Here is a 12225-nt window from a genome sequence, read left to right as displayed (position 1 = left end):
AAATCGACAAGCGCACCATGCTCAACGGCTATGTGAAGCTTGGTGGCGCCAAGATTGGTGGTGGCTATATGCGCCGCAAGAATGACGGCTATATCGCATCGCCGCGCAACGACCTGTGGTTTGTGGGCGTGACCTACCCCATTGGGCAATGGAGCGTGGACGCCCAGTACAACCAGCTCAAGTACAAGGACAACGCGGACAAGGGTCAGTTGCTGGTACTGCGCGGTACTTACAACCTGTCCAAGCGCACTGCGGCCTATGCCTCGCTGGGCTATATGAAGAACAGCGGCAATGCGGCCTTTGGAGCAAGCAGCGCTCAAGCTGGTGGAACACCGTTGCCAGGCGTCAACCAGACTGGCTTTGGCATGGGTCTGCGCCATACGTTCTAAAGCCGGAGCCAATACAGCGGGTGCGGGTAGCCTGGTGGCCTGCACCCGCTTTTCAGAAGAAGTGACAGTCCCCCAAGCGGGGCTCGTTCAACAACATAGACCGGACATATCTACTTGCCCAAGGGCAGTCCAGGTCGGCATGAGAAGAAGCTGACAACAATGTCACCGCGCTGTCCCGCTTCTGTTGGGGTCGGATTTCTAAGATCCACACATCTCCTCCTTACCTCTATCAAGGCCTGGGAGATTGTGTTTCACCGACTTTCTTAGGAGCTCCCACCATGTCTCAACGTCGTCTCTCCATCGCGTCCGTATTTGCAAGCGCAGCAGCAGTAGCTGTACTAGCCATGCCGAGGATGGCTTCGGCAGCCTATGAACACCCAGCCAATAACGAGCAAGGCGTGACTATTCACCCCGAACATTTCGTGAGCCAGAAGACGCGTGATCAAGTCAGGGCCGAAACTGCAGATGCGATGAAGAACGGTCGCCTGTCGTATGGAGAAAGCAGTTTCCCCAACTTTGCACCCCCTGCAGGTCCCGGCAAAACACGCGAAGAAGTGATTAACGAATTGCTGCGCGAATCTCCAGCAGCACGGGAAACTCGTATGCAGTCCATCGCTCGCTGAGACCTATAGAGGCCTTGTTGGAGCGCCGGTCTTCCTTGACCGGCATGCTTGATCTGGCCACCGGCAGCAACTGCCCCATGCTGCCGGCCGAGTTGCGATGGTCAATGCTTGGATTTCTGGCATCACCCAATCCAAGCCTTTATCCGCTTCCTTCAATTGATCATCGCCCCCACAGACGCCGCCTCCTGAGCCGTTCTTGAAGACCAACCGACAGAGGGGCGGGCGAGCAACAGACAGTGCCCTTCAATTGGCAAAGCGCAGTTCACATGCTCCGGATACCGGTGATCACGCGCTTGAGCGCCTCTGCCGACGTCGCAGAACGATAGATCCCGCAGTCATCAGCCTTGGCTCTGCAGCGCGCCGTACAGATGAAGTACTTGGCTTCGCTGATGCTTATTGAGTGACCGTGCTCGCTCACACATAGAGCTGGATATATGGCCACCGGCCAGACACCACTACACAAATGTTGACGGAGTTGGAAGCGTTCCAACAGCGCCTCAGCGCTGCATCAGTTGCTGGCATTGTCGGCGGCGCCAGACAGACTCGCGTACGGCTCCGGCCTCATCGAACACCACTTTGTACTGGCACACCAGCAGGTTACCGGATTGCGCTTGACGGAGCTTGAAGTTGTAGTCCCACTCTTGGCCTCTCTGGCCTGTAGTTTGCGTCAGAGGCGCGCCCAATGTCTGCTTCACCTTGTCCTGGGCCATGCCAGGCTGGATGGCGCGAATACCCTCGAGCTGCTCTGCCAGCACGCCGTCGCGGACGAAGTCCTTCTTCATGTCGGCATAGCGCATATTGACGTCGGAATACTGCAGCGTGTCGGGATTGCTGACAGCATCCTCCGGATTGTCACGAGCCACGGCCGGCATGGCGAAGCAAGCGGCCGCAGCCAGTACCAGAGTGGAAAGGCGGAAGGTAGATTCAAACATGCTCATGGCATCCTCTTTCATCAAAATCGAAAGTCACGCGCTGCAGGGCTTCAGCGCTCACGCAAGGCCTCGCGCGCCTTGTTCAGCGGCTTGGTCAAATAGTCCCAGACGGTCTTGCGGCCCGTGCGGATATCGGTGGCTGCCACCATGCCCGGCACAATGGGCATGCGCTGGCCGGCCTTGTTCACAAGCACATCCGAGTCGGTGCGCACCAGAACCGGGTAATAGACAATTTCGGGCTTGACCTCGTCGCGCTGGGTATCCGGGGCAATCGTCACCACCTGGCCCTTGAGGCCGCCATAGACCGCGTAGTCGTAGGCCGTCACCTTGACCAGAGCCTCCTGTCCGGGGCGAATGAAGGCAATGTCGCGCGGGGAGATATGGGCTTCCACTAGCAATTGATCATCGAGAGGTACCAAGGCCATCAGCAGGCCGTTGGGCGGCACCACGCCGCCGATGGTAGTGACCTGCAAGCTCTTGACCACGCCTCGCACAGGCGACTGCAGTGTCAGGCGATCCAGTGAATCCGCACGCCCACGCACCACTGAAGACAGGGACTTCGCCTCCGCATCAGCCTTGGCAAGTTCTTCGCGGCTGCGCACCATGTAGCCAGAACGGGCCTCGGCGATCTTCAGCTCCAGTTCTGCTCCCTGGCGCTGCAAGCGGATGAGTTCGACGCTGCTGGCAGCACCGCTGGCTTGCAGCGACTGGGTGATGCCCAGTTCCTTGCGCACCAATGCCAGCGCCTGGTTCAGACCAGCCACTGTATCGCTCAACGCCGCGCGGCGTGAACGGAACAGCGCGCTCTCCGAAGCCTTGAGCTGTGCATGACCATCCAGCTCCTGAGGAAACTGCAGGTTGTCGCGCCCTTCAACCTCTGCGCGCAGACGTACGCTGGCGGCCAAGGCTGCGCGGTAGCGGGCCGCCGTCTCCTCCACACTGGATTCACCACGCGTAGGTTCCAGCTTGGCCAGCACCTGACCCTTCTCCACGATATCGCCCTCGCGCACCAGCAACTCGGCCAGAATACCGCCCTCCAGAGACTGGATGCGCTGCTCGCGCGAGGATGGAATCACCTTGCCACCGCCGTTGGAAACTTCGTCGATCTCGAAGAACCAGGCCCAGGCCAGAAAGGCCAGCACAAAGGCCGTGACCAGCCACACCACGCGATCCGAGTGGCTTGCGCGTACCTCGTCGAAGTCGCCTATGGCCGGCATGGCCGCGCGCCGACGCGCAGGCTCGGGCATGGGTGAAAGCATGGGCGCGGACTCAGCAGTCATCGCGGATGTTGTTGTAGATGTGGCCTTCGATGTATCACCGGGCACTGCTGTCTCCGTCATTCCTGCCCCTCCTCTGCAGAGGCCAGCCTTTTCACCGGCTGCACCGCGACCTTCATGCGCCCGCTCTGCATGACGCGAACATTCTGCTGCGGGGCTGCCGGTTGGACACCGCCATTCAGGCGCTTGAGCACCTCATCGCGCGCACCCTGCAACACCACCTGGCCCTTGTCCACCACAATGATCTTGTCCACCGCCTGCAACACAGCGGGCCGGTGCGTGGCCACGACCAGAGTGCGCCCTGGTGCAAGCTTGCGCAACCGGGCGATCACATCGCGTTCGGCCACATCGTCCAGCGCTGCCGTAGGCTCATCCAGCAGCAGCACTCGTGGCTGGCGCAACAGCAAGCGCGCCAGCAACAGGCTCTGGCGCTGCCCACCCGACAAGCCCAAGCCCCCTTCCATGACCATGTGATCCAGCCCCGTTGGCAGTGTCTGCACGAAGGACCAGGCGCCAGCGTCCAGCAGCGCGGTCATCAGTTCCACATCGCTGGCATGAGGAGCGCCCAACAGCAGGTTCTCGCGCAACGAACCGTAGAACAGGCGGGCATTCTGCGTCAGCAGGCCTATATCGCGGCGCACGTCGGCCGGATCTATGTGGGCCAGAGCCACATCGTCCAACAGCAGGCGCCCGCTCACAGGCTCGGTCAGGCCCGACAACGCCTGCAGCAGCGTCGACTTGCCCGCCCCGTTGCGGCCCAGGATAGCGATGCGCTCACCGGCTGAGATCTGCAGCTTCTTGACCTGCAGTGCCGGAGTCTTGCCGTCGTAGCTGAACACGGCTTCGCTGAAGTCGTAGCGCCCCTCGATGACAGGGCGGTGGACGCGGCTGCCGTCCTCGGCGTGGTCCACAGGCAGGTGCATGAGTTGGTCCAAGCCGTCACTGGCCATCCTGGCCTGCTGCCAGCGATTGAGCACACCGGTCACGCTGGACAAGGGCGCCAGCATGCGGCTGACCAGAATAGAGGACGCCACCAGCACGCCGGTGCTCATCTCGCCGCGCATCACCTGGGGAGCGCCAAAGAACACGACAAAGGCGAAAGCACTGCCCTGCACCGTCTGCATCCAGTTGCTCAGGTGATGCAGCAACGCCCGCAGCTTCAGTCCCGACTCGGCATTCACGGCGTTGTAGTGGTTCCACTGGTTCTGAAAGCGCGGCTCGGCCTGCAACAGCTTGATGTCTTCAATGCCCTGCACCGTCTCCACCAGCATGGCGTTGCGCAGCGCCGATTCGCGCATGCTGGCCTGGGCCAGGTTGCGCAGGCGCTTTTGCGCGAGCAGGCTGGGCGCCAGCAGAAGCACAAAGGCCGCCAGAGGCACCCACACCAGCGAGCCCGCAATCATCCAGAAGATGAAGCAGAACAGGACAAAGAACGGCAGGTCGGCCACGGCCGCTGCGGTGGTGGACGTCAGCATCTCCCGCACCGGCTCCAGCTCGCGGATCTGGGCCACAAAGGTTCCTGTGGCGCGCGGGCGGGCGCTGTTCTTAACTCTCAGCGCATGGCCGAAGACGCGGTCCGAAATGCGCAGGTCTGCCCGCTTGCCCAGCATGTCGGTAATGTGCATGCGCGCAGCGCGCATGGCCCAGGCAAACGCAATGGACAGCAGCACACCGCCGAACAGCACATACAGCGTAGGCTCGGACTGGGACGGCACCACGCGGTCATAGACCTGCATGGAAAACAGAATGCCGCCCAAGGCCATCAGATTGGTGATGAACGAAGCCAGCAGAATATGGCCATAAGGTCGCAGATCGGCAAACACGATGTCGCGCAGCCAGTGACGCTCCACAGGGCGCAGGTAGCTGTCCACGCGTGAATCGGGAGCCGACCGCAACGGACGCAGCACCACCATGGCCTCCACCTCGGGCTGCAGCTCGGCCAGCGTGTGCGTGCTCTCGCCGCCCTCATCGCCGCTGAGCAGCAGGCGCAAGCCGCCTTCGGTCAGGGCGGTGACTACCGCTACCTGCCCGCCGCGCAGCTGTACAGCCACGGGTAGACGCCATGCAGTCAACCGCGTCAGGTCCGGAGCCACCTTGATCAAGGCAAGACCCGCCTGCTGGGCCATCTGGCGTATGCAATGGCGCAAATCCTCGCTAGACATGCCATCAGCCGCCCAGGCCGCATCCACACGCAGACGCTCGCGCGAGGTATCGATCTGGTAATGCGCAGCCACTGCCAGCACGGCGTCCAGCCAGCTCTGCATCAATGGCGGCAATTGTTTGGAGCTTGCCTGCTCAGCAGCTATCTGGTTCATCGCGTCGTTCATCGCATCACTCCCTGGCCCCGGTCACGCAGCCGGGTATCCAGCGCGAACTCATCGGCCAACCTCCCGCTCTGGTACCAACACTCCACAGCCAGCCGCTGCAGGTCATGGGAGCTATCCACCTGCTCGAAGCGCGCGCTGTGGTATTCCTGTTCGGCGTTGAGCAGATCCAGCAGCGAGCGTGTACCCAGTTGCAGATATTGCTCACGGTATAGATCGCGCGTGATGCGGATGCTGGCGATACGCTGGTCAACCACTGGCTGACGCTCCAGCAGACCCAGGCTCTGGTCCTGCGCATCGCGCAGCGACTGACGCGCCTGGAACTCGGCGTTGGCCACTGCTGCGTCGGCGGCCTCCAGCGCGTGGCCGGCCGCGCGCTGGCGTGCCTGGTTGCGCCCGCCTTCGAACAGCGGTGCTGAGACATTGAACATCACGCGCATGTCCACATCCGGATAACCTGCCGGACGCGAGGCAGCGTTCAACCCGCGCGAGGCCGAGCCATCCACCGACAGCGTCGGCATGAGTTGCGCATCTGCTGCCTTCAATTCGGCCTGGGCCTGCGCCCGCTGTCCCTGGGCCCGGCGCACCGCTGCCGTGGGCTGCACCTGCGCGGCGGCGCAGGCCTGGGGCAGAGCATCGGGCACCCCGCCTTTTTCTGCATTCGCCTCACCCACTGTAGGTGGGGTCTGCAACCCGGTCAGAGCCATCAGCCGCGCTTGCCAACGGCGCGCCTGCGCCTCGTAATTGATCACTTGGCCGCGCGCGCCATCCATGCGAGACTGCGCCTGCATGAAATCCGAACGGGTGCTCGCGCCCTTGGCCTGACGCTCACGCGCCAGCTCGGCCAGCGCGCCCACTCCCTTGAGCTGATCTTGTGCAATCGCCGCCATGGACTGCTGGCGACGCAACTCCACCCAGGCTTGCGCGGCTTCACGAGCCACATCGTCGGTGGACAGATACACCTGTGCCTGGGCAACCTCGATGCTGGCCTCGGCCTGCTTCACGGCACTGCCCACCTTGCCAAAGTCGTACAGCATCTGCGACACCGAAACGCTGGCGTCATAGACACGTCGCGAGGTATAGGGGTAGACATCCCGGTTATTCACCTGCGCCCCCACCCCGCCCTTGACCTGCGGGTAGTAGCCGGCGCGTGCTGAAGCCACGCCCTCGTCCGCTCCCAGCAATTGCCCCTGCGCCGTACGCACGGCAGGGTGCCATGCCACAGCCGCCTGTACCGCTGCACGCATATCCATGGTCTGGCCCGACACGGCCCGGCTTGGCGTGGCTTGACTCGCAGGCTCTGCCGCATGGGCTCCGCCCATGGCACAGGCCAGTGCGACCACTGCTGAGGCATGACGTATGCAAGGCACAGGGAATTTGGACTTGATCAACATATCCATCTATCGCTATCTCTGTCGCTGTTTCACAGCTTGGTATCACGGCGCTACACCGCGATCACCGCTCTGCATCGCAGCACCCAGGCCAGCGACACGGATTGTTTGTTTTCTGATTGCTAGTGTTTACATAGCTTGCTGCGCTTGCAGCACGTCATTTCAAGCATTTCTCATACTTGAAATGACGTACCTCAGACGCTAGCAGCTATCAGGTTTGATGAAGCATCAAACATGCACCGACTGGTGCAGCTCCTCCTCGGGCAGCGGAGCTGGCATATACAAGGCCAGGTCCTGCGCCGCTGCTACAGGTGCTGTGGGTGCAGCAGGCGCATCTGCCGAACCCAGGCAGGCGATGTTGCCGCCAGCCTCGCCCACCTCGCTTTGGGGCTGCAGCACATCGTGCAGCGCAGGCAGCGCGGCAGGCTCGTCCGCATCCGTATGCAGGGCATCGAGATGCTCCAGATCCAGGCCAGCGCTCATGGCAAACGCCATCGGAGCCGGAGATGGCAATACCGTGCCTGCAGGATGGACCGTCAAGGTCAGATCCGAACCGGCCTTATCGCCGTCCCCGTCAACCAGCACAAAGCCGATTTGTTCGACATGCGTGCTGCCCGTGGCAATCAGCGGCGGTACATAGGTGTAGCTTCCGTCATCCATATCGATGACCAGCTTGCCTCCCTTGTTGACATCTCCGCTCGCACCCTCGGTATTAATGGTCCAGGTGTGGGTAGTGCTGTTCCAGGTGCCATTCGAAGGACCGCCGGTCACCGTGCCATCGGCGTGGTAGACGCGGCCATTGACCGTGATCGAATCCACGCTGCCGCCATCAGCTCCCCACTCCGACTCGCCAAGCAATCCACCGCTGGTCACACTGCCTTTGGTGTTCACGCCCACCGAGTCGCGCAGGATAGGGGGCAGATCCTTGATGTCTGGCACCGGGGTGGCGCCTGCCTCACTCCCTCCATCACGACCGTCATAGGCAATAGGGTCAATCGGTCCCGTCGGCGCAGCGGGGCCAATACCAAACGCCATGGAGTTGATCTCATTAGCGTCCACGAATGTCTTCCAGAGCGCTTCCCTCGCCGCATCAATCTCATAGCTAGCGGTCGGCTCACCATCCGTCAGGAAGTAAGCGATGTTCTTGCCGCCATCAATCTTTCCTGCGGAATTGAACGCCTGCATCGCGGTCTCCAACGCCTTGCTGTAAGGCGTACCACCAGTGGCCGTCAGGGCATTAACAATCGACTTAGCCGTCGCAATGTCAATCCATGTCGTTTGTCGCGCCTGAGCGGCGGTGTTTTGGAAGGTCACGATCCGTACCTTCACGTCGCCCAGAGCAGCATAGGAGTCGAGCATGAGGCTGACGGCCTCCTTCATGATCTGCAAACGAGATTTCTCGCCTGGAGCAGGGTTTTTGTTATTTTCCTGTCCCCAGTTCATGCTCCCCGACAGATCAAGCATCAGCAGCAAATTACTGTCCTGTCCAGGCAAAACATAATCACTCGCAGTCGGCTCCGCCACGGGAATACCGTCCCCAATAGTCACAGTCAGCTTGCCGGTGTCCGTATGTACACCATCACTGACAGTGACCTTCAGGTTCAGCTCCAGCGAGTTCTCGCCATTGCCCTTCGGATGATCCACAGGCCCCTTCAGCGTCACGGTGTAATGGCCAGCATTGTCAATACTGGCTTCAATAATCACCTTGCCGCCAGCCTTGCCAACCAGCGGGTCGTCAGTCGTGCCGCTGCCGGTCCAGACTACTGCTACCCCACCAGAGGTCAGCGGCTCGGTTGGAGCCGACAACGTCACGGTCTGGGTGCCAACGGTATCCGGATCAGTAATCTCGATCGTGCCCGTCACCGCCGCCGGTTTTGGATTCGCTGGGTCCGTCTGCGCGCCGTCAAGCAAGCCCTCTTCCGACACAGTAACCGCAGTGTCCTTGGTCCACACGGGCGCGTTGTCGTTCAGATCCCGCTCCTTGAGCGTGACAGTGATCTCGGTCTTGCCACCTTCGGTATCAGTCGCCACCACCTTGATCTGCTGGACATTGCCCCCCTTCTCGTAGTCATTGGCATCCGAAGCAGCTCCAGCTGCCGTCAGCGTGATCTCGCCGGTCACCGCATCAATCGCATACCAGCCTTTGGGGTCGTCAATGCTGTATGTCACCGAATCGCTGTCGATATCGGTAGCCTTCACCTGGCCCAGCACCTTGCCTGCGACACTGTTCTCGTCGTACTCAAAGGTGTAGCCCAATACCGGCGTATCGTCTGACGGATTCACGAACACGGGCTCGTCGTTGACCGGGGTGACCGTGATGTTCACGGTGCTGGTGACCTTGCCGCCCTGTCCATCGTCCACCACCACGGTGAAGCTGTCGCTGCCGTTGTAGTCCTTGCCGGGCGTATAGGTGTGCCCACGACCTTGCCGCTGACCGGTGTGTCCTCGGGCGTGGTCAGCTCATAGTTGCCGGTGCTCGGGTCGAACTTCTGGTTCGGCACATAGCCGGGATCGCCGGGGTTCAGGCCTTCGTTGGGGTCCACGGGCACGGGCTCGTCGTTGACCGGGGTGACCGTGATGTTCACGGTGCTGGTGACCTTGCCGCCCTGTCCATCGTCCACCACCACGGTGAAGCTGTCGCTGCCGTTGTAGTCCTTGCCGGGCGTATAGGTGTACTCGCCCGTGTTCGGGTCAATGGTCACCGTGCCATGCTGGGGCGGCGAGCCTTCGGTGTAGGTCAGCGTATCGCCGTCCACATCGGTGCCCACGACCTTGCCGCTGACCGGTGTGTCCTCGGGCGTGGTCAGCTCATAGTTGCCGGTGCTCGGGTCGAACTTCTGGTTCGGCACATAGCCGGGATCGCCGGGGTTCAGGCCTTCGTTGGGGTCGGTCGGCTCAGGCAGCTGATTGGCTGCCACGGTCACCGTGACATTGGCCTGCTCGGGCGTGCCGCCATCGGTCTGCGCTGTGTAGCTGAACTTGGCGTCACCCACAAAGCCCGCCTTGGGCGTGAACTCCAGTTGGCCACCCACCAGCTTGACGCTGCCGCTGCCGTCGGTCAGGGCCACCGCTGCACCGCCTTCGGTGATGGCCTTGCCATTGACCTGCGTGATCGTGACGTTGTGGCCTGCGAACTTGTCATTGCCCAACACGTCGACGGTGACGGACTTCCCAAAGCCGGTGCCCTCGATGTCGTCGTACGCATCCTGCTCCGCTCCGACATTGACCGTCACTGTAGTGGTGGTCTTGCCGCCCTTGCCGTCGTCCACGATCACTTCGAAGCTGTCCGTGCCGGGACCGCTCCAGTCCTTGTTGGGCGTGTAGGTGTACTCGCCGGTGTTCTTGTCGATGGTCACTGTGCCATGAGCGGGCGGTGTGCCCAATCCGTAGGTCAACGAATCACCATCAGAATCCTTGCCCACAACCTTGCCATTGAAGGGCTGATCTTCGCGCACAGTGACTTTGTAACCGCCATTGCTGAACTCCTGCCCCGGCACGTGACCCGGGGCACCAGGGCTCAGCCCTTTATTGGGATCGACGGGCTCCGGAGGATTGTTGACATTCTTGCCACCTCCACCGCTCCCGCCACTCGACACGGCCAGCCCCCCCAGACCCAACCCCACAAGCCAAGGCAGCCACGCAGCAACCGACTCATTCGATTCGATCTCAGTGAACTCGAAGCCCTCCCAGGCCCCACCATATTGGCCCCACCAAAGCACGCCCTGCTGATCTTCCAAGACCAGATCGTTGCGCCCTTCCTCTGCATATGGCGCGAAAAATCCGTTCACATAGATTTGTTTTCCATCGACCAAAGTCAGCACCAGATCATTACCGACACGGGTCGATTTGGCGATCTGTTCCGGAGCAACTTTGAGGATGACTGCAGAAGGCTTATCTAAAACCAGGCCTTGCTCTGTAGAGGCGACTTTTCCACCAGACTTGTATACGGCTTCCATGAACTTCTCCTTGATTCCTAACCTTGGCAAAGTTCTGAACCCTCTACCTTGGGGTGCTCAATGCCAAATGCTCGCGAATGCTAGGAGTTAGCGATCTGGAACGCTTTTGAAAAAGCGAACATTCCATCTGCCTACCAGACAACGATTCAAAACAAATGTCAATTTCGCTCTCAACAGACATTCACCCAATCACAGCAATGTTTAAAAACAGGAATTTGCTTTTGAAATTCGGAAAAACTTGTAAACAAACGTCAGATTAGGTGCATCTACGTGAGCCCCGGCTCCAAAACGTAACACGCCGTTAAAAATCATCTTCACAATCCATAGTTTTTCAAAATAACCATCTAACTTCGGATTGTTGCCGTGTCTTACTGGTCACCTGCAGGCCCTTCGAGTGAACGAATCCTCGTCATCGACGACAACGTGACTGAACTGAAAATCCTGCTGGAACTGCTTCGAAGTAATGGCTATCGCCTTTCGGTCGCCATGGACGCCATGCAGGGCTATCGCCGTGCCACTACTCAGCAATTTGAACTAATCCTATTGGACGTAAATATGGGCAGCGTAGATGGATTTGCCGCCTGCAGACTATTAAAGGCAGATCCGTCCACAGCAGGCATTCCCGTGATCTTTGTGACTTCTTGTGCCTCCCCCAAAGAGCGTTTAATGGGGTTGCAGTTAGGTGCTGTGGACTACATCCCAAAGCCGTTCGACATCAATGAAGTTTTAGCGCGTGTGGAAATCCACTTGGCTTTGGCGAAACGCCAAGGAATGCCATATCAAGATGTTCGCGCTTTACCAGATCCGCAACCGTCAGTCCCCGCTCTTGAGCGAATAACGGAAACACTGAGCATTGATCACAATTTAACGTTGCTGCGAGCAGCCCAGCAGTTGGTGCTTTCCGATTTGTCCAAGGTTCCTACTCTGCCTGAATTAGCCTCCAAATTAGGCACCAATGAAAAGCGCTTAACACGCGTCTTCCAGGCTCACACGGGCAGCACGGTTTACAAGTTCATCCGGGAGACTCGCCTTCACGAAGCTCAACGCATGCTTGCTAGCTCTGCCATGCATATAGAGGAAGTTGCGGCAGCAGTAGGATTTTCCAGCGCTGCTAATTTCTCGTCAGCCTTTCATTCCTATTTTGGGTGTACCCCATCATCTTTTCGGCGCTCATACATGAGTCCAAAACCATGAGGCAATGCACATCGAGCTATGTTCGTCTGCTCTGCAGCATATTTCTATGGTGGGCAATCAATGCGAGCGCACTTGAAGCGTCTGCGCCCCCTCGAATTCAGATCAGCGATGTAGCTCTCGGCCTTCCGGTCCTGGACAA

General features: G+C 59.9%; 8 protein-coding genes and 1 pseudogene. 3 read left to right on the top strand and 6 right to left on the bottom strand.

The window, feature by feature from the left end:
• Both EIC84_RS22925 and EIC84_RS22920 read left to right on the top strand, forming a co-directional pair.
• The coding region (locus EIC84_RS22925) for a porin (RefSeq protein WP_134737344.1) at nt 1-389 on the top strand (389 nt) is incomplete at its 5' end.
• Nucleotides 390-667: 278 nt separating this feature from the next.
• Nucleotides 668-1012 (top strand): DUF4148 domain-containing protein, encoded by a 345-nt coding sequence (locus tag EIC84_RS22920; RefSeq protein WP_080554245.1) that lies wholly within the window; start codon nt 668-670, stop codon nt 1010-1012.
• Nucleotides 1013-1509: 497 nt separating this feature from the next.
• On the opposite strand, the gene bamE is transcribed toward EIC84_RS22920, so the two are convergent.
• The 6 genes and pseudogenes from bamE to EIC84_RS22890 form a co-directional block, all read right to left on the bottom strand.
• Nucleotides 1510-1950: an outer membrane protein assembly factor BamE gene (bamE, locus tag EIC84_RS22915; protein ID WP_100086435.1), complete on the bottom strand. Its 441-nt coding sequence runs from the start codon at nt 1948-1950 to the stop codon at nt 1510-1512.
• Nucleotides 1951-1994: 44 nt separating this feature from the next.
• Nucleotides 1995-3203: an HlyD family efflux transporter periplasmic adaptor subunit gene (locus EIC84_RS22910; protein WP_050789008.1), complete on the bottom strand. Its 1209-nt coding sequence runs from the start codon at nt 3201-3203 to the stop codon at nt 1995-1997.
• Nucleotides 3204-3280: 77 nt separating this feature from the next.
• A complete protein-coding gene (locus EIC84_RS22905; protein WP_003069850.1) occupies nt 3281-5548 on the bottom strand; it encodes a type I secretion system permease/ATPase in 2268 nt (755 codons plus the stop codon).
• The gene (locus EIC84_RS22900) at nt 5545-6945 is read right to left on the bottom strand and encodes a TolC family outer membrane protein (RefSeq protein ID WP_003069848.1); all 1401 of its coding nucleotides are present in this window, start codon (nt 6943-6945) and stop codon (nt 5545-5547) included. Before EIC84_RS22900 ends, EIC84_RS22905 begins: the two co-directional genes overlap by 4 nt.
• Nucleotides 6946-7164: 219 nt before the next feature.
• Nucleotides 7165-9303: a VWA domain-containing protein gene (locus tag EIC84_RS26580; protein ID WP_134737343.1), complete on the bottom strand. Its 2139-nt coding sequence runs from the start codon at nt 9301-9303 to the stop codon at nt 7165-7167.
• 230 nt (nt 9304-9533) lie between these two features.
• Nucleotides 9534-10892, bottom strand: a pseudogene (locus tag EIC84_RS22890) (Ig-like domain-containing protein); the annotation flags it as partial.
• 363 nt (nt 10893-11255) lie between these two features.
• Here EIC84_RS22890 and EIC84_RS22885 point away from each other — a divergent pair.
• Entirely contained in the window at nt 11256-12086 is an 831-nt protein-coding gene (locus EIC84_RS22885; protein ID WP_003063310.1) for a helix-turn-helix domain-containing protein, read from the top strand.
• Nucleotides 12087-12225: the final 139 nt, after the last annotated feature.

The sequence above is a fragment of the Comamonas sp. A23 genome, from assembly GCF_004522605.1.
Taxonomy (GTDB): domain Bacteria; phylum Pseudomonadota; class Gammaproteobacteria; order Burkholderiales; family Burkholderiaceae_C; genus Comamonas; species Comamonas thiooxydans.
Note: the sequence above shows the minus strand (reverse complement) of the source record. Positions and strands in the feature narration are given on the sequence as shown.